This window comes from Pseudomonas sp. N40(2020) (assembly GCF_014472415.1).
GTDB lineage: Bacteria > Pseudomonadota > Gammaproteobacteria > Pseudomonadales > Pseudomonadaceae > Aquipseudomonas.
The window spans coordinates 38,268-57,738 of sequence record NZ_JACSZV010000035.1 but is presented as its reverse complement, the minus strand read 5'-3'; the positions used below and the strand labels follow the sequence as shown (position 1 = coordinate 57,738).

At 59.1% G+C, this 19,471-nt stretch carries 20 protein-coding genes and 1 pseudogene; 8 read left to right on the top strand and 13 right to left on the bottom strand.

Annotated features, from left to right (window positions below):
• Genes IAI51_RS20875 through dapA form a run of 3 tightly spaced genes read right to left on the bottom strand, consistent with a single transcriptional unit; the run spans position 1 to position 2,778 of the window.
• Complete coding sequence (locus IAI51_RS20875; protein ID WP_187680170.1) at positions 1-762, bottom strand: MBL fold metallo-hydrolase; 762 nt, start codon at positions 760-762, stop codon at positions 1-3.
• 4 nt (positions 763-766) lie between these two features.
• Positions 767-1,882: an outer membrane protein assembly factor BamC gene (gene bamC / locus IAI51_RS20870; protein WP_187680169.1), complete on the bottom strand. Its 1,116-nt coding sequence runs from the start codon at positions 1,880-1,882 to the stop codon at positions 767-769.
• A 17-nt stretch (positions 1,883-1,899) separates the two neighbouring features.
• Positions 1,900-2,778: a 4-hydroxy-tetrahydrodipicolinate synthase gene (dapA, locus tag IAI51_RS20865; RefSeq protein ID WP_187680168.1), complete on the bottom strand. Its 879-nt coding sequence runs from the start codon at positions 2,776-2,778 to the stop codon at positions 1,900-1,902.
• Positions 2,779-3,115: 337 nt separating this feature from the next.
• Between dapA and IAI51_RS20860 the strand changes: the two genes are divergently transcribed.
• Both IAI51_RS20860 and IAI51_RS20855 read left to right on the top strand, forming a co-directional pair.
• Positions 3,116-3,676, top strand: coding sequence for a glycine cleavage system protein R (locus tag IAI51_RS20860; RefSeq protein WP_016984694.1), 561 nt, complete (start codon positions 3,116-3,118; stop codon positions 3,674-3,676).
• 10 nt (positions 3,677-3,686) lie between these two features.
• Entirely contained in the window at positions 3,687-4,160 is a 474-nt protein-coding gene (locus IAI51_RS20855; protein ID WP_187680167.1) for a peroxiredoxin, read from the top strand.
• An 84-nt stretch (positions 4,161-4,244) separates the two neighbouring features.
• Here IAI51_RS20855 and IAI51_RS20850 read toward each other — a convergent pair whose 3' ends face one another.
• Positions 4,245-5,315: an AI-2E family transporter gene (locus tag IAI51_RS20850; RefSeq protein ID WP_187680166.1), complete on the bottom strand. Its 1,071-nt coding sequence runs from the start codon at positions 5,313-5,315 to the stop codon at positions 4,245-4,247.
• Between the two features lie 32 nt (positions 5,316-5,347).
• Positions 5,348-5,587 (bottom strand): sulfurtransferase TusA family protein, encoded by a 240-nt coding sequence (locus IAI51_RS20845; RefSeq protein WP_187680165.1) that lies wholly within the window; start codon positions 5,585-5,587, stop codon positions 5,348-5,350.
• Positions 5,588-5,685: 98 nt separating this feature from the next.
• Between IAI51_RS20845 and IAI51_RS20840 the strand changes: the two genes are divergently transcribed.
• Complete coding sequence (locus IAI51_RS20840; protein ID WP_187680164.1) at positions 5,686-7,119, top strand: M48 family metalloprotease; 1,434 nt, start codon at positions 5,686-5,688, stop codon at positions 7,117-7,119.
• A 79-nt stretch (positions 7,120-7,198) separates the two neighbouring features.
• Here the strand turns inward: IAI51_RS20840 and IAI51_RS20835 are convergent, their stop codons facing one another.
• The 4 genes from IAI51_RS20835 to rpoE all read right to left on the bottom strand — a co-directional run bounded on the left by IAI51_RS20835 (position 7,199) and on the right by rpoE (position 11,010).
• Positions 7,199-8,629, bottom strand: coding sequence for a DegQ family serine endoprotease (locus tag IAI51_RS20835; RefSeq protein WP_187680163.1), 1,431 nt, complete (start codon positions 8,627-8,629; stop codon positions 7,199-7,201).
• Between the two features lie 207 nt (positions 8,630-8,836).
• Complete coding sequence (locus IAI51_RS20830; RefSeq protein ID WP_187680162.1) at positions 8,837-9,802, bottom strand: MucB/RseB C-terminal domain-containing protein; 966 nt, start codon at positions 9,800-9,802, stop codon at positions 8,837-8,839.
• 8 nt (positions 9,803-9,810) lie between these two features.
• Positions 9,811-10,398 (bottom strand): sigma-E factor negative regulatory protein, encoded by a 588-nt coding sequence (locus IAI51_RS20825; RefSeq protein WP_064388462.1) that lies wholly within the window; start codon positions 10,396-10,398, stop codon positions 9,811-9,813.
• Positions 10,399-10,428: 30 nt separating this feature from the next.
• A complete protein-coding gene (gene rpoE / locus IAI51_RS20820; protein ID WP_003172477.1) occupies positions 10,429-11,010 on the bottom strand; it encodes an RNA polymerase sigma factor RpoE in 582 nt (193 codons plus the stop codon).
• A gap of 557 nt (positions 11,011-11,567) precedes the next feature.
• On the opposite strand from rpoE, the gene nadB reads away from it, so the two are divergent.
• Positions 11,568-13,184 (top strand): L-aspartate oxidase, encoded by a 1,617-nt coding sequence (gene nadB / locus IAI51_RS20815; RefSeq protein WP_187680161.1) that lies wholly within the window; start codon positions 11,568-11,570, stop codon positions 13,182-13,184.
• Here the strand turns inward: nadB and IAI51_RS20810 are convergent.
• Positions 13,153-13,605: a protein YgfX gene (locus tag IAI51_RS20810; protein WP_187680160.1), complete on the bottom strand. Its 453-nt coding sequence runs from the start codon at positions 13,603-13,605 to the stop codon at positions 13,153-13,155. The two genes, nadB and IAI51_RS20810, sit on opposite strands and share 32 nt — an antisense overlap.
• Positions 13,589-13,843 (bottom strand): succinate dehydrogenase assembly factor 2, encoded by a 255-nt coding sequence (locus tag IAI51_RS20805; RefSeq protein WP_187680159.1) that lies wholly within the window; start codon positions 13,841-13,843, stop codon positions 13,589-13,591. Before IAI51_RS20805 ends, IAI51_RS20810 begins: the two co-directional genes overlap by 17 nt.
• 150 nt (positions 13,844-13,993) lie before the next feature.
• Here IAI51_RS20805 and IAI51_RS20800 point away from each other — a divergent pair, with 150 nt between their 5' ends.
• Both IAI51_RS20800 and IAI51_RS20795 read left to right on the top strand, forming a co-directional pair.
• Positions 13,994-14,935, top strand: coding sequence for a YgfZ/GcvT domain-containing protein (locus tag IAI51_RS20800; RefSeq protein ID WP_187680158.1), 942 nt, complete (start codon positions 13,994-13,996; stop codon positions 14,933-14,935).
• Between the two features lie 35 nt (positions 14,936-14,970).
• A complete protein-coding gene (locus tag IAI51_RS20795; protein ID WP_187680157.1) occupies positions 14,971-15,792 on the top strand; it encodes an HDOD domain-containing protein in 822 nt (273 codons plus the stop codon).
• Positions 15,793-15,839: 47 nt separating this feature from the next.
• Here the strand turns inward: IAI51_RS20795 and IAI51_RS20790 are convergent, their stop codons facing one another.
• Together IAI51_RS20790 and IAI51_RS20785 are read right to left on the bottom strand one after the other, a co-directional pair.
• Positions 15,840-17,225 carry a sensor histidine kinase gene (locus IAI51_RS20790; RefSeq protein ID WP_187680156.1) on the bottom strand — a complete coding sequence of 462 codons (1,386 nt, stop codon included), beginning with the start codon at positions 17,223-17,225 and terminating at the stop codon, positions 15,840-15,842.
• A complete protein-coding gene (locus tag IAI51_RS20785; RefSeq protein ID WP_187680155.1) occupies positions 17,218-17,889 on the bottom strand; it encodes a response regulator in 672 nt (223 codons plus the stop codon). The genes IAI51_RS20790 and IAI51_RS20785 overlap by 8 nt, the downstream gene beginning before the upstream one ends.
• Positions 17,890-18,238: 349 nt before the next feature.
• Between IAI51_RS20785 and IAI51_RS20780 the strand changes: the two are divergent.
• Positions 18,239-18,403 (top strand): annotated as a pseudogene (locus IAI51_RS20780) (OprD family outer membrane porin); the annotation flags it as partial.
• Positions 18,404-18,456: 53 nt separating this feature from the next.
• The gene (locus IAI51_RS20775) at positions 18,457-19,434 is read left to right on the top strand and encodes a Bug family tripartite tricarboxylate transporter substrate binding protein (RefSeq protein ID WP_187680154.1); all 978 of its coding nucleotides are present in this window, start codon (positions 18,457-18,459) and stop codon (positions 19,432-19,434) included.
• Positions 19,435-19,471 lie beyond the last annotated feature (37 nt).

The following is a 19,471-nucleotide window of genomic DNA, read 5'->3' as shown; positions in this document are numbered from 1 at the left end:
CTAGGCGATGTGGCGCCAGTCGAGCCCTGAATCTTGATCGGCCAGTTGCAGCCAGTCCGGGTCGCACCCGAGGGTGTCGACAAAACATTGCCGGGCCAGCTGCGGCATGTTGTTCTTGCTGCTCAGATGGGCCAGGACCAGGTGTTGGAGACCCTGCCAACCCAACTCGGACACCAGGAATGCCGCCTGATGGTTGTTCAAATGTCCCAGCTCGCCGCCCACCCGCTGCTTGAGAAAGTACGGGTAGTGACCACGGGCCAGCATGTCACGACAATGATTGGATTCGATCATCAATGCATCGAGATCCCGGTAACCGTCCAGCACCCGCTCGCAGTAGGAACCCAGGTCGGTCAGCAGGCCGAAGCGCCGCTGTTCGTTGTCACTGAATACATACTGGGTCGGCTCCTGCGCATCATGGGCCACGGCAATGACCCCGATGTTCAGTGCACCGATCTGCAGTTGCTCGCCGCCAGCTAGAAAGCCTGCGGGTTCAATCGGTTTGCGCATCCCGCGCAGTGTGCCGCGACTGAGGTAGACCGGCAGATTGTAGCGCCGAGACAGCAAACCCACGCCATGCACGTGGTCGGCATGTTCGTGGGTTACGAGTATCGCGCTCAGTTGCGCCGGGTTCACACCCAGACGCAACAGGCGTTTTTCGGTTTCCCGCAGGGAAAAACCACAATCCACCAGCACATACGTATCAGCACTGGCGATCAGCGTGCCGTTCCCTTGGCTACCGCTGCCGAGAACGGCAAAACGCATTGGATCAGCCCAGGTTGTCCTGAATGACGCTCAACACTTTGCGCGCCACTTCAGCCGGCGCGACGGTGTTGATGTTTTTCTCGACGGTCACCTGAATGTTCTCGCCAACCTTGCTCAGGCGAACCTGATAACGCTCGGCACGGGCTTCAACTTCTTCCTTGCTCGGCGCACTGCCGAACAGGCTGCTGAAGAAACCAGGCTTGTCGTCTTTCTTCTCGGCTTTTTCGGCCAGGTTGATGTAGTACAGGCCCAGACTGCGGTTGATGTCTTCAACGCGCCATTCGCCCTGCTCCAGCGCACGGCCAACACTCGACCAGGCACGGTCCAGATCGGTACCGACGTTCAACACCGGGTTACCGCTGCCGTCTTCGCTGAGGCTGACGCGGCTCGGGGTATCGAAATCACGCGAAGCCAGCATCGACACCGAACCGCCCTTCTCGGCGATACGGCTCATGCTCGCGAGCATGTCGTCGACCAGCGCTGCGTCCAGGCCAGTGTTGACCGAACGATTGGTGAAGGCCACGTCGGCAGTGCTGCCGGCAGGACGCTCGGCGCTGACCACGTAGATTTCACTGGTGTTGCGCTGCACGCCCGGCTCGATACGCACGCGAACGCGGGTTTCGCTGTCACTGGCGATACCGGCAGCGCTCAGGCGTTTGGCCATGGCGGCGGACAGTTCGTCGGAACGCTGCCAGGTGGTGGTGAATTCGCCAGTTTGCGGACGCTGTTCATCCAGACGGAAACCGTTGTCCTGAAAGAACTGCACAGCCACTGGCCAGACTTCGGCCGGTGGGTGTTGGGCCATTACCCAACGAGAATCGCCACTCTTCTGCAGCGAGTAGTCGGTGGCATCGGCGATCGCCGACAGCGGTTGAGGACGTGGAACCACGTACTCGCCCTTGGCGGTATCGTCAGCAACGTTGCGCGGGATCGGCAGCAGCGGATCCAGACGCTTGGAGGTGCTGACATCCGGTGGTAGTTGCATCGGTGCAGTCTGTTGCGCTTCCAGGTAATCGCTACCACGGTCACGGAAATAACCTTCCGGGCCCCAGACCCATCCGCAGCCACTGGTGCTGGAGATAATCAAGGCAAGTGCGGAAAGTCCGGCCATTCGCTTCATGCGTTGTACTTCCTCAATTAAACCAGGACGCTGCACTGGCGCAGGGCCGAGCGAAGCGTTTCATGACAAGGTGCGCTCAGCCAGGTCAGCGGCAGGCGGATGCCTTCGTGCATCAGGCCCATTTCAACCAAAGCCCACTTCACCGGAATCGGGTTGGCTTCGATGAACAGGTCTTTGTGCAGCGGCATCAGTTTTTCGTTAATGGCCCGTGCGGTGTCAGCGTCGCCCTTGAGCGCGGCCTCGCACAGATCAGCCATTTCGCGCGGAGCGACGTTGGCAGTCACAGAGATGTTACCTTTGCCGCCCAGCAGGATCAGCTCGACCGCGGTCGGATCATCGCCGGACAGCACGATGAAGTCCTTGCTCACGCCGTCGATAATCGCTTTGGCACGCTTCAGGTCGCCAGTGGCTTCCTTGATGCCGATGATGTTCGGCACGGTGGATAGCCGAATCACGGTCTCGGCCTGCATGTCGCAAGAGGTGCGGCCAGGAACGTTATAGAGAATCTGTGGGATATCGACCGCTTCGGCGATGTGTTTGAAGTGCTGGTACAGGCCTTCCTGAGTCGGCTTGTTGTAGTACGGAACCACCAGCAGGCAGGCATCGGCACCGGCTTCTTTGGCATTGCGGGTCAGTTCGACGGCTTCGCGGGTCGAGTTGGCGCCAGTGCCGGCGATGACCGGAATGCGCCCGGCAACCTGTTTGACCACGGCTTTGATGACGGCGATGTGTTCTTCTACATCAAGGGTTGCCGACTCGCCGGTGGTGCCGACCGCGACAATGGCATGGGTGCCGTTCTTGAGGTGGAAGTCCACGAGTTTGCTGAGGCTGTCCCAGTCAAGACGCCCTTGTGCATCCATGGGAGTGACCAGTGCCACCATACTGCCCGCAATCATGAAACCGCTCCTGCCGGAAAAAGAGAGCGGTAATGGTACTGGCGCCAAGATGCTTGCACAAGCAAAGTACTGCGTAGCCGCCATTCCCCTTGGCGTCGCTTTTCGCTACCCTTCAGACTTTGATCGGTACTGATCAGCTTGTATGCCGGGTTCCAGCCTCCCTTTTCGGCCTCCCAGACCCCGTTCCTGCGTCGCATCGACGCGCTCCCGCTTTTGTGGAGCGAGCCACGAGCGCTTGTCGGGGTTCTTTGAACGGACAGCCTGAATGGGCAGAGGCCCTCCCTCGGCGTCAAACGCCCGTCAACCTACCGACCGCTCATCGCTTTAGGAATGCTGCATGTCCACCCCCACAGTTCGCGAACAATTCCTTGTCATCAGTGCCCTCGGCGCCAACCCCATGGAGCTGACTAACGTCCTGTGCCGCGCCAGCCATGAAAATCGCTGCGCCGTGGTTACTTCTCGCCTGACCCGCCACGGCGAGTGCAGTGCGCTGATCCTCGAGATCTCTGGCAGCTGGGACGCCCTCGCGCGTCTGGAAGGCAGCCTGTCAGGCCTCGCCAAGAAACACGCCTTCACCGTCAACGTGGTCCGAAGCGCAGCGCTGGAAAATCGTCCGCAGGCGCTGCCGTACGTGGCTTACGTCAGCTCGGCGTATCGCCCGGACATCATCAATGAACTCTGCCAGTTCTTCATGGATCACAACGTCGAGCTGGAAAACCTGACCTGCGATACTTATCAGGCACCACAGACCGGCGGCACCATGCTTAACGCCACGTTCACCGTGACGTTGCCGGCCGGCACCCAGATCAGTTGGCTGCGCGACCAGTTCCTGGATTTCGCCGACGCGATGAATCTGGACGCACTGATCGAGCCTTGGCGCCCACAAAACCCAATGTAAGGAAGCTTTCATGGCCGTTATCATCGACCAACCGGTTGCGGATTTCGAAGCACCTGCCACCAGCGGGCAAACCGTCAGCCTGTCAGCCCTGAAGGGCAAGCAAGTGGTGATTTACTTCTATCCGAAGGACAGCACCCCCGGCTGCACCACCGAAGGCCAGGGCTTTCGTGATCATTACGCGGCGTTCAAGGCTGCCAACACTGAAATCTTCGGCATCTCGCGCGACAGCCTGAAGTCCCACGAGAACTTCAAGTGCAAGCAGGAGTTTCCGTTCGAGCTGATCAGCGACAAGGACGAAGCGGTCTGCCAACTGTTCGACGTGATCAAGCTGAAGAAGCTGTACGGCAAGGAATACCTGGGTGTTGATCGCAGCACTTTCCTGATCGACAAGGACGGTGTGCTGCGTCAGGAATGGCGTGGTGTGAAGGTGCCGGGGCATGTGGATGCAGTTTTGGCCGCTGCCGAAGCGCTAAACAAAGCCTAAGATCAAAAGATCGCAGCCTTCGACAGCTCCTGCATTTGGAATACGTTTCCTGTAGGAGCTGCCGAAGGCTGCGATCTTTTTGCGTTAAAGAAGTGGCGCTACCGCCGGTTCCTTGCGCGGCCACGCGTCCAGCACAGCCTTGAACAGCGTCGCCAGGGGAATCGCAAAGAACACTCCCCAGAACCCCCACAGCCCGCCAAACAACAGCACAGCGCAGATGATTGCCACCGGGTGCAGGTTGACCGCCTCGGAAAACAGCAGCGGCACCAGCACGTTGCCATCCAGCGTCTGGATAATCCCGTAGACCGCCATCAGATAGATGAACTGATCGCTCCAGCCCCACTGAAATAGCGCAATCAGCAGCACCGGCACGGTCACCACCACCGCGCCGACATAGGGCACAACCACCGAAACACCGACCAGCAACGCCAGCAGCGCTGCATAGTTGAGGCCAAGTGCGACGAAGGCGATGTAGGTCACGCCGCCGCAAATCACGATCTCGATGACTTTGCCGCGAATGTAGTTGGCGATCTGCCGGTTCATTTCCTGCGCCACCCGCGTGATTAGCGCCCGTTCACGCGGCAGATAGCCACGCACCCACTCGCCGATCATCGCCCGATCCTTGAGGAAGAAGAACACCAGGATCGGCACCAGCACCAGATAGATCATGATGTTCACCAGCAGTGGCAGACTCGACAGCGAAAAGGTCAGCGCCCATTGACCGAACTTGCCGATCTCGCCGCGCGCTGCCTCAATCGCCTGCAACACTTGCTCGTCGGAGACCAGATGCGGATAGCGTTCGGGCAACAGCAAGAGCAGCGACTGCCATTTTGCGAGCATGCCCGGCAGTTCATTGAACAGCGTGATCAATTGATGCCAGAGCAGCGGCACCACCACGACGATGAACACCAGTAATACGCCCATGAACAACGCAAACACCAGCCCCACCGCCGCACCACCCGGCATGCGCAGACGCTCCAGTGTGACCACAAGCCCCTGCATCAGATACGCCAGCACCATCCCGGCCAACACTGGCGCAAGCATGCCACCGAGGGTCAGCACCGCAGTAAAGGCCAGCACCAGCAGAACGGCCAGCACCACGGCTTCTTCGTCGGAGAAGTAGCGCTGAATCCAGTCGCGTAACACTTTGAACATCAATAATCCTTAGGTCTTGTACGCTGTCGGTTTCAGGCTTTTTTCAACCAGTAACGGTAGACGCCCGCTTCGCCTTCTTCGCGCAGCAGCGTATGACCGGCCAACTTGGCAAAGGTGCGGAAGTCGCGCTGCGAGCCGGCATCCGTGGCGATCACCTTGAGCACGTCGCCGCTTTGAAGCTTGTTGAGCTCCATTTTTGCCTTGAGTAACGGCAACGGACAGTTAAGACCACTGGCGTCCAGTTCTACCTCATGGGCTACAGCGTCAGTCATTGCGTCACTCCGGTTCAAGTCGTCGAGCTGCCTAGAATATCTGGTCGCAGGCTTGGTGTCCGGCTACAGTAAGGTCTTTGTCTTCTAAGGCTTTGTGCATGACTTTTCTGCGCCCTACCCTGCTGACGCTCGCTTGCCTGCTCGCCTCACCAGGCTTTGCCGACGATCTGCCGTCACTCGGCGACGCCAGTTCTGCCATTGTCTCGCCGCAACAGGAATACCAGCTCGGCCGGGCGTGGCTGGCCATGTTGCGCAGCCAGGTTTCACAGCTCAACGATCCGCAACTCAAGGACTACGTCGAATCCAGCGTTTACAAGCTGGTGGAAACCAGCCAGGTAACTGACCGACGCCTCGAATTCATTCTGATCAACAGCCCGCAGCTCAACGCCTTCGCGGCACCGGGCGGCGTGGTCGGGGTCAACGGTGGTCTGTTTCTCAATGCGCAGACCGAGGGCGAATACGCGTCGGTACTGGCACACGAACTGGCGCACTTGTCGCAACGCCACTTCGCCCGCGGCGTCGAAGCTTCGCAGCGCATGCAAGTTCCGATGATGGCTGCCCTGCTGGCAGGGATCGTGATTGCTGCAGCCGGTGGCGGTGACGCCGGCATCGCGACCATCGCTGGCACTCAGGCCGCAGCGATTCAGGCGCAGCGGACCTTCTCCCGCCAGAATGAACAGGAAGCCGACCGCATCGGCATCCTCAATCTTGAAAAAGCCGGGTACGACCCGCGCTCTATGCCAACCATGTTCGAACGCTTGATGCGCCAGTATCGCTTCGACGCCAAGCCACCGGAATTCCTCCTGACTCACCCGGTCACGGAATCGCGGATCGCCGACACCCGCAACCGCGCCGAACAGGCCAAGTCGGGCGGCATCGAAGACACCAAGCGCTATCAACTGATTCGCGCACGCGTACAACTGATCTACGAAGAAACCCCGGGACTAGGCGCCAAGCGCTTTCGTGCACAGTTGGACGAGAATCCGAAAAACGATGTCGCGCGCTATGGTCTGGCCATCGCGCAGATCAAGGGCGGTCAGTTGAATGAAGCGCGAGAGAACCTCAAACAACTGTTGGTCACCGCGCCGAACGAGATCATCTACAACCTCGCCCAGGTTGATCTGGACATCACCAACAATCGCCTGCCCGATGCGCAGTCGCGGGTTGACCGGATGCTCACCCAGTATCCCGGCAACTATCCGCTGAATCAGGTTCGTGTCGATCTTCTGCTCAAGCAGAACCGCGCCGCCGACGCCGAGAAGGCACTGGAAAGCCTGCTCAAATCACGTCCGGATGATCCGGACGTCTGGTATCAGGTTGCCGAAACCCGTGGTTTGTCTGGCAACATCATTGGCTTGCACCAGGCTCGCGCGGAATACTTCGCCCTGGTTGGCGATTATCGTCAGGCGATCCAGCAGCTCGACTTTGCCAAGCGCAAGGCCGGCAGCAACTTCCCGCTGTCCTCGCGGATTGACGCCCGCCAGCGCGAGTTGATGGAGCAGGAGCGCATGGTCAAGGACATGATGGGCTAAGCATCTTTGTTCGCGACATAAAAACTCCAGGCATAAAAAAGCCGCCTCTTCCGAGGCGGCTTCTTTTTATCACTAGCTTTTATTCGGCCAGTTTGAAGGTGATGAAGCTCGCACGACCTTGACGCAGAACCCGCATCGACACCGAACGGTTCTTCGGCAGTGCCTTGGCGATCTCGGCGAACTCCTTGGCGGAACCGATGGCCTGGTTGTTCAGGTGGGTGATGACATCACCCGGCTGCAGACCGATCAGGGCCGCAGGACCGTCCTGCACTTCCTTGATGACCACGCCACCTTTGAGGTCGTAGGTTTTCTTCTGCTCGGCGGTCAGCTCGCGCACCGAAACACCGAGACGGTTGCTGTTGGTTTCAGCACCGGACTTCGGCAACGCACCCAGCTCTTTGTCTTCGTCCGGAATCGCGCCAACAGTTAACTCGACGTTTTTGCGTTTGCCTTCACGAATCACTTCCAGATTGGCTTTCGCACCGGCCTTCAGTGCGCCGACCAGATGTGGCAGATCAGCAGACATAACGATCGGCTGGCCGTTCATGCTCAGGATCACGTCGCCGACTTGCAGGCCGCCCTTGGCTGCCGGACCGTCGTCCTGGATCTGCGCAACCAGCGCACCGGCCGGCTTCTCAAGACCGAACGACTCGGCCAGATCCTTGTTCACTTCCTGAATAACCACGCCCAGCCAGCCACGGCTGACTTTGCCGCCACTCTTCAGTTGGTTGGAAACATCCATCGCCACATCGATAGGAATAGCGAACGACACGCCCATGAAGCCGCCGGAACGGGTGTAGATCTGCGAGTTGATCCCGACCACCTCCCCATTCAGGTTGAACAGCGGACCACCGGAGTTGCCCGGGTTGATCGGCACGTCGGTCTGGATGAACGGCACATAGTTTTCGTTGGGCAGGCTACGGCCAACGGCGCTGACGATGCCTTGGGTCACGGTGTGGTCAAAGCCGAAAGGCGAACCGATTGCCACGACCCATTGGCCGGCCTTCAGATCCTGGGATTTGCCGAGCTTGAGCACCGGCAAGTCCTTGCCCTCGATTTTCAGCAGGGCCACGTCGGAACGCGGGTCGGTGCCTACCAGCTTGGCTTTCATTTCGCTGCGATCAGCCAGGCGAACGAGGATTTCGTCAGCATCGGCAATCACGTGGTTGTTGGTCAGAATGTAGCCATCGGGAGAGATGATGAAGCCCGAACCCAGCGATTGCGCTTCACGCTGGCGCCCCCCCCCCGGCGAACGCTGTTGAGGCGGCATGCCGCGCTCGAAAAACTCGCGCAGCATTGGCGGCAGGCCTTCCAGATCAGGCATCTGCTGGTTCACTTTGCGATCAGGCAGTTTCTGCGTGGTACTGATGTTCACCACGGCAGGCGAAGCTTGTTCGACCAGTTGGGTGAAGTCAGGCAGATCAGCCGCTTGCGCAGCAGGAACCGCCTGGCCGAGCAGCAGCACAGTAGCGAAGATGGAGAGATAAGATTTCAAGCTAGGTATCGACATACAGCTCCCGTTACGACGAGCAGGTTTAAGCGATATGGAACAAGGACCACCGGACACTACAGGCCGGTACTTTTATTCCAGGAACAACAAACAAGGCCAGAGCCGTTAGGCTCTGACCTATAAAAAATTTTCAGGTGATTTGCAAATGAAAATGCTCAGCAAACATTTCTACGTCTCGACGACGAAGTGGGTATGACTGAAATCAGCTCACTGCTTGCTGGTCGCAGCGCCATCGGTATTGCGCATTGATAGAGCAATTCGTTCGGCGGTACCAATCGGGATCTCACCGACCACCGTGACCATCATTTCACCTTGCGGTGTGGTCAGGCGACGGGAGACGGCAACGGTTGGGCCGAGCTGAGTGCGCGTATCGGTGACAGTGGCACCGTTAAGCGGCTCGAGAAACACCGAGAACCGCGCCAGGCCGTCGTCATAAAGCAGGCTGCTGACCTGAATTTTGGTTTCCGGATCTTTGTGCGAGGTGCTGCTGGTCAGCTCGAAACCTGGCGGTAGCCAGTCAGAGTGCCAAGCCTGAGCTGTCTTCACCGCAGAAGCCTTGTCACTATCGATAGTAATCGGCTTGCAGTCGGCGTCAGCCAATAAGTCTTTGTCCGTCGGAACATCATCAGTATCAAGACTGGTGAACTGGAATCGCTCGAGCAACTGCCCTTTGTCGTTCAACAGCAGCGACTTCAGAGGCAGACCGGTCTTCTTGTCCAGATGCAACTCAAAACCGTAACGATGCTGGTCCCGAGGCGTCAGCGATACGATCACTGCGTCTCTTCCAGCTACGCGCGACTTGCCGATGACAGCAAGGTCATACCAGTTTTTCAGCTTTTGCGGATCGAGAGGACGAGCGGCAGAGTTGGGAGAATCTCCCAACCCGGCAATCAGGGTGCCGCTTACGCATTGAGTATGTCCATCAATGCGCACGACTTCCTGTGCCGAACCGTCGAGTTGGAGTAAACGCTCGCGGACCTGGCCATTCTGGACGCGATGCCAGATGTTGTGGGTAGAAAAACTACCATTACGCTCGTAAACGAAAGTACCGTGGAAGCTTTGCTGCTGCTCGGCCTGGCCCAGACGGGTCAACCAGTCCTGGGCCTCATCAGCGTGGGCTGGAACAATGAACCAGCCACTCAGCAGAAGCGAAAGTAGAGGTATGGCGCGCATGATCCTCCTTAACGGTTTTCCAGGCTTGCTGCACGTGCATACGGCAGCGCGCTTTCAGTACCTTTCAGCGCAGCCTGTTGAGCGTGCTGACGCAGATAGCCTGGCAGGCGCTGATCATGCCAGCCTGGTTGACCTTGCAGTACGCCGTTGGCCATAGGGCCAGTGGCTTCCGAACTTTCACTATAGCCTGCCAGAACAGCCGGACCTTTGACCTGTGGAGTGGCCAGGGTTGGCTGATTGGATTGCTGTGCCAGTTCAACGCCAGCGATCTCGTCCTGGTTGTAAAGGCGCACACCGGCCAGAACGGCAACCGTAACCGAGGCTGCAACAGCCAGACGGCCAAGGTTTCGCCATGGGCTACGGGATACTTTGGCCGGAGCCGTTTCGTCTTCCAGCGCAGCAGACACTGCCGCAGCGATATCCAGACGTGGCAGCAGCAAATCCTTGTGCATGGCTGCCCGAGCGATCTGGTAACGAGCCCAGGTCTCACGGGTTTCTACGTCGTCCAGTGCATTGATTACTCGACGCAATTCCAGTTCGTCCGCTTCGTTATCCATCACTGCGGACAGCGATTCCTGCAGGGCTTCACGACTCATGGCGTTCCTCTCTTGGCTGTCGCCGCTGTCTCAGTTTTCCTGCAACAACGGTTGCAGGGCTTTATCGATGGCCTCCCGAGCGCGGAAAATCCGGGAGCGCACGGTACCCACCGGACATTGCATGACGCTCGCAATGTCCTCGTAACTCAGACCATCGAATTCACGTAAAGTTAAAGCCGTACGCAAATCCTCTGGCAGTTGCTGAATGGTTCGATGGACGGTGCCTTCGATCTCATCCCGCAGCAATGCCCGTTCTGGTGACTCGAGATCCTTGAGGCCGTGATCGCCATCGTAGAACTCTGCATCTTCGGAACTTACATCACTATCCGGCGGCCGACGGCCGCGTGAAACCAGATAATTCTTTGCCGTGTTAATGGCAATACGGTACAGCCACGTATAAAACGCACTGTCACCGCGAAAATTTCCAAGTGCTCGATACGCCTTGATAAAGGCTTCCTGAGCTACGTCCTGGGCTTCATGGGTGTCGTGCACAAAACGCACGATCAACCCGAGAATTTTGTGCTGATATTTCAGCACCAGCAGATCGAAAGCTCGCTTGTCGCCACGCTGAACGCGCTCGACCAGCTGCTGATCCTCTTCCTGGGTTAGCATGAACACTCCTCGATAAGCCCGGAGGAGACTTGCACAACTAAACGACCAGACTTGCAAACATAGACTCGGGCTTTTCGCAAAAGTTCTCCCCCTCCAAGCAAGTTTCCTGCGGGCTCTGATTTGGCACGCACGAAAAACGCAGCGCGGGATAAACCGGCTGCGCGAATAATCTTGTCATCGGTTTCGCCGGCAGGAACCCAATCGCAGGTTCCGCACTGAAGCCGACACTGTCCCTTGTTTCTGGCACCGACTATTGATCTTGGGCCTCTGGCAAAAGTTCCAATTATTTATAGCCGGCCCCACCCGACATTGGGCAACACTGGGAGGAAAAAACCTGTTTCAGCGCCGATACAGTCGCCTTTTCCCAAAACCTGCGGAAAATTCTTCCGACGAAGCGCCCGGTTTCCCCATCCCGGTAGTTTCACAATGCCATATAGGCCCGGCTATTGTGCCGCCCCACCCCTCTATATACTAGTGGGCTGTGTGGCTGTCTTGACTCGCCGATCCAGCTGTCTTGCGCCAACCCCGACCCGGGTCGCTTTGAGCGGAATCCTGAAATGAGCCAACAGTTCCAACACGATGTTCTGGTCATTGGCAGCGGTGCTGCCGGTTTGAGTCTCGCGCTGACCCTGCCAGGTCACTTGCGCATTGCCGTTTTGAGTAAGGGCGATCTCGCCAATGGTTCGACGTTCTGGGCTCAGGGCGGCGTCGCTGCCGTGCTGGACGACACCGATACTGTCGAATCCCACGTCGATGACACCCTGAACGCCGGCGGCGGTCTGTGCCATGAAGACGCCGTTCGCTTCACCGTCGAGCACAGCCGTGAAGCCATCCAGTGGCTTATCGACCAAGGCGTTCCGTTCACCCGTGATGAGCAATCCGGCACTGAAGACGGCGGTTTCGAATTTCACCTGACCCGCGAAGGCGGCCACAGTCATCGCCGAATCATCCATGCCGCCGATGCTACCGGCGCCGCGATCTTCAAAACCCTGCTGGCCCAAGCGAAAGAGCGTTCAAACATCGAATTGCTGGAACAGCGAGTAGCCGTCGATCTGATTACCGAGCGACGTCTCGGCCTGGACGGCGAGCGCTGCCTTGGCGCCTACGTGCTGAACCGCGCCACCGGTGAAGTCGATACCTACGGCGCACGCTTCGTGATTCTGGCCTCGGGTGGCGCGGCCAAGGTCTACCTCTATACCAGTAACCCCGACGGCGCCTGTGGTGATGGCATCGCCATGGCCTGGCGCTCGGGCTGCCGGGTGGCGAATCTGGAGTTCAACCAGTTCCATCCCACCTGCCTCTATCATCCACAGGCCAAAAGCTTCCTCATCACCGAAGCCCTGCGTGGCGAAGGCGCGCATTTGAAGCTGCCGAATGGCGAACGCTTCATGTATCGCTTCGACAAGCGCGCCGAACTGGCACCACGCGACATCGTTGCCCGAGCCATCGACCATGAAATGAAGCGTTTGGGCGTCGATTGCGTCTATCTCGACATCAGCCACAAACCCAAGGCCTTCATTAAAAGTCACTTCCCGACTGTTTATGAGCGCTGCCTCGGCTTCGGCATCGATATCACCAAACAACCGATTCCGGTTGTACCGGCGGCGCATTACACCTGTGGTGGCGTGATGGTCGACCAAAACGGCCGCACCGATGTGCCAGGCTTGTACGCCATCGGCGAAACCAGCTTCACCGGCCTGCACGGCGCCAACCGCATGGCCAGCAACTCGTTGCTGGAATGTTTCGTCTACGCCCGCTCGGCGGCGGCGGACATTCTGGCGCAACTTGATGATGTGACAGCGCCGAACGCCCTGCCCGTCTGGGACGCCAGCCAGGTGACCGACTCCGACGAAGACGTGATCATTGCGCACAACTGGGATGAACTGCGCCGGTTCATGTGGGACTACGTCGGCATCGTGCGCACCAACAAGCGCCTGCAACGGGCCCAGCACCGCGTGCGCCTGTTGCTGGACGAGATCGACGAGTTCTACAGCAACTATAAAGTCAGTCGCGACCTGATCGAGCTGCGCAATCTCGCCCAGGTCGCCGAGCTAATGATTTGCTCAGCCATGGAGCGCAAGGAAAGTCGCGGCCTGCATTACACCCTCGACTATCCGGACCTGCTACCCGAGGCGCTCGACACTATTCTGGTGCCGCCCACCTACGCCGGCTGAACTTGAGCCGCACACGCAGGCGTCGGTGCAAATCCGCCGCCTGCGCGTCGCGTGGCACGCAGATCGATCTGACCCGCCATTCCCCGCGCAAACGAAAGCGCAGCACCACGATCAATGGCAGCGCCAGGCTGTCCGGTCGTAGTTGCACCGCCTGCCAGCCATCCGCCCGACTCCACAACTGCCAACCATCGGCATCTCGACGCAAGCCACAAAATGCTTTGGGATGACTCAATAGAATTTGCCGTGGGATCACGTAAAAACCGTGAAGCAGGCAAGCGAAAGCCCCTGTCAGACTGGCCCAGAGTGGAATTGAAAGCAGAAACAGAGAGCCCAGCGCGAACGTCTGGGCCAACAGATACGCCGCCAGCAACTGCCGTGAGGCATGCCAGCGGCATTCGAACGTATTACTTGGGCTGGACACGATCCAGGATCATGCGAACCATGCGCTGCAGCTCCGGATCTTCGGACTCGCTGCGCTCCATGAACCAGCCGAACATGTCCTGATCCTCGCACTCCAGCAGGCGCACGTACAAATCGCGATCCACCTTATTCAGGCCTGCGTAAACCTCTTTCACGAACGGCACCAGCAGCACGTCAAGTTCAAGCATGCCGCGACGGCTGTGCCAAAAGAGGCGATTGAGTTCAACTTGTTCGACCATGGAGCCCTCCTCAAATTTGGCGGCAAGTATACAGCCCCGAGGCGGGTCGCACAGTCGGCTTTGGTCGGGCACCACCGATCCTTTATCAACTACCCATTTCAACAGCGCACCCTTATGATGTGCCCCAGTCTATTTACCCTGCGATGACCCATGGCCGATTCTGCTTTTTTCTGCACCCTGTCTCATGAAGGCGTTCTCGCGGTTCGCGGCGCGGATGCCGGAAAATTCCTGCAAGGCCAGTTGACCTGCAATATCAATTACCTGAGCGACACCGCTGCCAGCCTTGGCGCGCGCTGCACGCAGAAAGGCCGGATGCAGTCGAGTTTCCGCATTCTGCTGGAAGGTGACGGTGTGCTGCTGGCGATGGCCAGCGAACTGCTCGAACCACAACTGACGGATCTGAAAAAGTACGCAGTGTTCTCCAAATCCAAACTCACCGACGAAAGCGCCGCCTGGGTGCGCTTTGGTCTGAGGTCGGGCGATGCAGCACCGAGCTGCCTCGGCCTGGATCTGCCGGCCGCAACCGACAGTGTTGTACGCAACGAAGGTCTGATCGCGATTCGCGTCTCGCCGGATCGCGCCGAACTCTGGGTGCCGGCCGATCAAGCCGAAACCATCAAAGCCAAGCTGTCCGCCGTCCTGCCTGAAGCTGAACTGAATCAATGGCTGCTGGGCCAGATCCGCGCCGGTATCGGCCAGGTCATGCCAAGCACCCGCGAGCTGTTCATCCCGCAGATGCTCAATCTGCAGGCCGTTGGCGGCGTGAGCTTCAAGAAAGGCTGCTACACCGGCCAGGAAATCGTCGCGCGCATGCAGTATCTGGGCAAACTCAAGCGCCGTCTGTATCGCTTGGGCCTGGATGCCACGCAATTACCGGAGCCGGGCACCCCGTTGTTCGCGCCGAGCCACAACAGTTCCATCGGCGAAGTCGTACTGGCCGCCAACGCCGGACAAAATATTGAACTGCTGGCGGTGTTGCAGGCCGAAGCTGCTGAAGCGGGCGATCTGCATCTGGGTACCCTTGAAGGGCCTGCACTGCATTTGCTCGATTTGCCCTACGAACTGGATCGCGACCGCGAAATCCAGCGCTGATCGCAGCCTTTGTTGCAACACCCTAGAGAGTCTAAATGAGCGAACTGGCGGATAAGGTCCAACAGGATTTGGTTGAGGCCATCGATAACGATGACCTGGTTCTGCCCACGTTGCCGGAAGTGGCCCTGCAAATTCGCAAGGCCGCTGAAGATCCGGAAATCAGCGTCAGCGACCTGAGCAAAGTGATCGGCCGCGACACGGCGCTTTCGGCGCGCCTGATCAAAGTGGTCAACAGCCCCCTGCTGCGTGCAGCCCAGGAAGTCACTGACCTGCACACCGCCATCACCCGCCTGGGCATCAATTACAGCAGCAATCTGGCGATCGGCCTGGTGATGGAACAGATTTTCCACGCGCGTTCCGAAGTGGTAGAACAGAAAATGCGCGAAGTCTGGCGCAAGAGCCTGGAAATCGCCGGGGTCAGTTATGCGTTGTGCCGCCGCTACACACAGCTCAAACCTGACCAGGCGGCATTGGGCGGGCTGGTGCATCAGATCGGCGTGCTGCCGATTCTGACCTACGCCGAAGACCACTACGAACTACTGTCCGATCCGGTCAGCCTCAACCATGTGATCGACCATATTCATCCGCTGCTGGGCGACAAACTGTTGCGGGTCTGGGAGTTTCCGGAGCGGTTGGTGGAGTTGCCGGGGCGCTATCAGGACTTCAAACGCGACTCGAAAGAGATCGATTACGTCGATCTGGTGCAGGTAGCGAGTCTGTATTGCCACAAGGGCACCGATCATCCATTTGGGCGCATTGATCCGCTCAGTGTGCCCGCGTTCAGAAAGCTTGGGATCGATCCGGAAAACAAGGCGCTGTGCGAAGATCTGGAAGAATCGCGGTCGATGTTCTACTGATCTGTGGCGAGGGAGCTTGCTCCCTCGCCACAAAAGCGCTCGCCCATTCAGCCCGCAATAAAGCTCACCCGCACTTTAAGCCCCGCCTGCTCACCATCATGCAAGCTGATCTGCGCCAGATGCGCCCGGCAAATCTCGCCAACAATCGCCAACCCCAACCCCGAACCCGCCACCTGCTGATTACGCCGGTAGAACCGCTCAAACACCCGCTCACGCTCCTCCAGCGGAATCCCCGGCCCGTCGTCTTCAACTTCAAGCACCGCTGGCGCCGTCACACGCAAAATCACATTGCCGCCTGGCGGCGTATGCGCCAGCGCGTTATCCACCAGATTGCTCAGTAACTCATTGAGCAGCGTCGGCTCACCCCGCAGCCACACCGGCTCGTCCGCCTCAAGCGCCAGCGCCACGCCGCGTTTGTGCGCCAGCGGCGCCATGGCCATGCCCAGTTCACGCGCCAATTGGCTCAGATCGAGCAACTGTGCGCCGCCCTCCGCAATAGCCCGGGCGCCGTTTTCAACCCGCGCCAGCGACAGCAGCTGATTGGCCAAATGGGTCAGGCGATCCGTGCTTTGCGCTGACGATTCCAGGGTCGTGCGCCAGGTTTCGGGTTCATTCGAGCGCAGGCCCAATTCCAGCCGCGCCTTCAACGCTGCCAATGGCGTACGCAACTCATGCGCCGCATCGGCGATGAACTGCGCCTGTCGCTCGAACTGCCCACGCAGGCGCTCGGTGAAATGGTTAAGCCCACGCACCAGCGGCCATAGTTCATGCTGCACTTCCACCAACGGCAAGGGCCGCAAGTCGTCGGGCTGACGCTCTTCCACCGCCGTGCGCAAACGCTCCAGCGGTCGCAACGCCGCACTGACGGCAAACCAGACCAACAGCAACGCGCCAATCGCCAGCATGCCCAAACGCAATAAGGTGTCGGCGGCCAGACTGCGGGCCATGCTGACCCGGGCTTCGTCAGTTTCGGCGACACGGATTTCCGCCATGCCGTTCATGTTCGGCTCGGTTACCGCTTTAAGCAGACTGACCACCCGAACATTCTGGCCCTTGTAGGTGGCGTTGTAGAAACGCGCCAGCGCCGGATAGTCGTCAGTTCTTGGCGTGCCGGACGGCGGACCGGGGAGGTTTTCGTAGCCGGAAATCAGCTTCTGATGGATGTCGTTGACCTGATAATAAATCCGCCCGGCACTGTCGTAGGCGAACGTATCGAGGGCCACGTAAGGCACGTCGGCACTGAGGGTGCCGTCTCGTTGCGACAGGCCGGCAGCGATGGTTCGCGCCGAGGCCAGCAACGTGCGGTCATACGCGGTATCGGCCGCTTCGCGACCATTCCAGTAAGCACTCAAGCCACTGGCGAGCATCAGCACCACCAACAGCAGCGCAAGGTTCCACAGCAACCGCCAGCGCAGGCTGCTGGGCTTATGCATCGCGGCTTTCCAGCAGATAGCCAAGGCCACGGAAGGTCACGATCGCCACCGGGTGACCGTCGAGTTTCTTGCGCAAACGGTGCACGTAGATTTCGATCGCGTCGGGGCTGGCCTCTTCGTCGAGGCCGAACACTTGCGATGCCAATTGCTCCTTGCTCATCACCCGCCCAGGACGGGCAATCAGCGCTTCGAGCACCGCTTGCTCACGAGAGGTCAAGGTCAGCAATTCCTCACCGAGGGTGAAGCGCCGGGTGTCGAGGTCATAGGCCAGCACGCCGCAGCGCTGTTGGCGTTCGCCGCCGAGCACACTGCGGCGCAACAGGGCTTTGACCCGCGCTTCCAGTTCAGTCAGCTCGAAAGGCTTGGCCAGATAATCGTCAGCGCCAAGATTGAGGCCGTGCACCCGATCTTTCACGTCACTGCGCGCGGTCAGCATCAGCACCGGCAAATTTTTTCCGCGCGCACGCAACCGCGCCAGCACTTCAAAACCATCCATGCGCGGCAGGCCGACATCAAGGATCGCCACAGCGTATTCCTCACTGCCGAGCGCCAGGTCGGCGGCCACGCCATCGTGCAACACATCCACGGTCAGACCGGTGCTCTTGAGCGCCTGGGCGACACTTTCGGCCAGTTGCAGATGGTCTTCGACGAGCAGGACACGCATGGATTTTTACCTCGTTCAGGGATGGCCGACGCCACTCTTTGTCGCGGAGTTTACAGCCGCAACCGCCGCTGTGAAGCCCGAAAACCGTGAAAGCCAGTTGAAAGGTTAGCGAAAGGTTAGCTGGTTAGAGTCGAGCCACGGACAGTTCCGACTGCCGTCGCTGCTGCCACACAGCGTTACGAAAAACGCCACGAAGCGTTTTCGACCAATAAGAACAATAAACGGAGCACCCCGCGCATGCCGTCCTTGCAGACCAAGGCTCTAACGCCTCTTCGCCCCTGCCGCTTCAGCCACGCCACCTTCGCCAGTGCCGCCGCCCTCGCCGCTTTTTCGCCGCAGCGTTTTGCCAGGCAAAGAGTGGGAGCGCAAAACCGAGATCAAATATGTAGTACAAAGCGGCGCGCTGAAGGATGTCGCCGTGCGCCTGCGTAATGCCACTTACCGTTCCAGCTACTCCGCTCGCGATGCAGACGAAGTGCGTTTGCTGATGAGCTATAGCGTTGCCCTTTGGTAAATGTCCGTTGCTGAAAAACACGTCGAATAACAACAATGCCCGTGGAGACTTGAATGAACCTATCACTGCGTAAAGTGGCACTCGCCGCCAGTTGTGTCCTGTTCGCCGGCCAACTCATGGCCGAACCGAAACGTCCTGAATGCATCGCCCCGGCCTCGCCGGGCGGCGGTTTCGACCTGACCTGCAAACTGGCGCAGAGCGCGCTGGTCAACGAAAAACTGCTGAGCAAACCGATGCGCGTCACCTACATGCCCGGCGGCGTCGGCGCGGTGGCGTACAACGCAGTGGTCGCACAGCGCCCGGCGGATGCCGGCACGTTAGTGGCGTGGTCCAGCGGTTCGTTGCTGAACCTGGCCCAAGGCAAGTTCGGGCGTTTCGATGAAACCAATGTGCGCTGGCTCGCAGCGGTCGGCACCAGCTACGGCGCCATCGCGGTGAAAAGCGATTCGCCCTACAAGACCCTCGACGATCTCGTTCAGGCATTGAAGAAAGATCCAGGCTCCGTGGTGATCGGTTCCGGCGGCACCGTCGGCAGCCAGGACTGGATGCAGACCGCGCTGATCGCCAAGGCTGCCGGGATCAACCCGCGTGACCTGCGTTACGTCGCCCTCGAAGGTGGCGGCGAGATCGCCACCGCCCTGCTCGGCGGTCACATCCAGGTCGGCAGCACCGACATCTCCGACTCCATGCCGCACATTCAGAGCGGTGATATGCGCTTGTTGGCGGTGTTCTCCGAGAAGCGTCTCGACGAGCCGGAAATGAAAGGCATTCCGACCGCCAAGGAGCAAGGCTACGACATCGTCTGGCCGGTGGTGCGCGGCTTCTACCTCGGGCCAAAAGTCAGCGATGAAGACTACGCCTGGTGGAAAGACGCGTTCGACAAACTGTTGGCCTCCGAGGAATTCGCCAAGCTGCGCGATCAGCGTGAACTCTTCCCGTTCGCCATGACCGGGCCGGAACTGGACACCTACGTGAAGAAGCAGGTCGCGGACTACAAAGTGCTGGCCAAAGAGTTCGGCCTGATTCAGTGATCGTCTCTGTCTAGCGGTCGCGACCTCCCACTGCGAG

What these genes read in the sequence shown, in the direction of transcription:
- IAI51_RS20805 (WP_187680159.1), bottom strand. Translation starts at nt 13,843, where the DNA reads ATGGTCGAACAAGTTGAACTCAATCGCCTCTTTTGGCACAGCCGTCGC.
- IAI51_RS20875 (WP_187680170.1), bottom strand. Translation starts at nt 762, where the DNA reads ATGCGTTTTGCCGTTCTCGGCAGCGGTAGCCAAGGGAACGGCACGCTG.
- IAI51_RS20795 (WP_187680157.1), top strand. Translation starts at nt 14,971, where the DNA reads ATGAGCGAACTGGCGGATAAGGTCCAACAGGATTTGGTTGAGGCCATC.
- IAI51_RS20775 (WP_187680154.1), top strand. Translation starts at nt 18,457, where the DNA reads ATGAACCTATCACTGCGTAAAGTGGCACTCGCCGCCAGTTGTGTCCTG.
- rpoE (WP_003172477.1), bottom strand. Translation starts at nt 11,010, where the DNA reads ATGCTAACCCAGGAAGAGGATCAGCAGCTGGTCGAGCGCGTTCAGCGT.
- IAI51_RS20790 (WP_187680156.1), bottom strand. Translation starts at nt 17,225, where the DNA reads ATGCATAAGCCCAGCAGCCTGCGCTGGCGGTTGCTGTGGAACCTTGCG.
- bamC (WP_187680169.1), bottom strand. Translation starts at nt 1,882, where the DNA reads ATGAAGCGAATGGCCGGACTTTCCGCACTTGCCTTGATTATCTCCAGC.
- dapA (WP_187680168.1), bottom strand. Translation starts at nt 2,778, where the DNA reads ATGATTGCGGGCAGTATGGTGGCACTGGTCACTCCCATGGATGCACAA.
- IAI51_RS20850 (WP_187680166.1), bottom strand. Translation starts at nt 5,315, where the DNA reads ATGTTCAAAGTGTTACGCGACTGGATTCAGCGCTACTTCTCCGACGAA.
- IAI51_RS20785 (WP_187680155.1), bottom strand. Translation starts at nt 17,889, where the DNA reads ATGCGTGTCCTGCTCGTCGAAGACCATCTGCAACTGGCCGAAAGTGTC.
- IAI51_RS20830 (WP_187680162.1), bottom strand. Translation starts at nt 9,802, where the DNA reads ATGCGCGCCATACCTCTACTTTCGCTTCTGCTGAGTGGCTGGTTCATT.
- IAI51_RS20835 (WP_187680163.1), bottom strand. Translation starts at nt 8,629, where the DNA reads ATGTCGATACCTAGCTTGAAATCTTATCTCTCCATCTTCGCTACTGTG.
- IAI51_RS20855 (WP_187680167.1), top strand. Translation starts at nt 3,687, where the DNA reads ATGGCCGTTATCATCGACCAACCGGTTGCGGATTTCGAAGCACCTGCC.
- IAI51_RS20860 (WP_016984694.1), top strand. Translation starts at nt 3,116, where the DNA reads ATGTCCACCCCCACAGTTCGCGAACAATTCCTTGTCATCAGTGCCCTC.
- nadB (WP_187680161.1), top strand. Translation starts at nt 11,568, where the DNA reads ATGAGCCAACAGTTCCAACACGATGTTCTGGTCATTGGCAGCGGTGCT.
- IAI51_RS20825 (WP_064388462.1), bottom strand. Translation starts at nt 10,398, where the DNA reads ATGAGTCGTGAAGCCCTGCAGGAATCGCTGTCCGCAGTGATGGATAAC.
- IAI51_RS20840 (WP_187680164.1), top strand. Translation starts at nt 5,686, where the DNA reads ATGACTTTTCTGCGCCCTACCCTGCTGACGCTCGCTTGCCTGCTCGCC.
- IAI51_RS20800 (WP_187680158.1), top strand. Translation starts at nt 13,994, where the DNA reads ATGGCCGATTCTGCTTTTTTCTGCACCCTGTCTCATGAAGGCGTTCTC.
- IAI51_RS20845 (WP_187680165.1), bottom strand. Translation starts at nt 5,587, where the DNA reads ATGACTGACGCTGTAGCCCATGAGGTAGAACTGGACGCCAGTGGTCTT.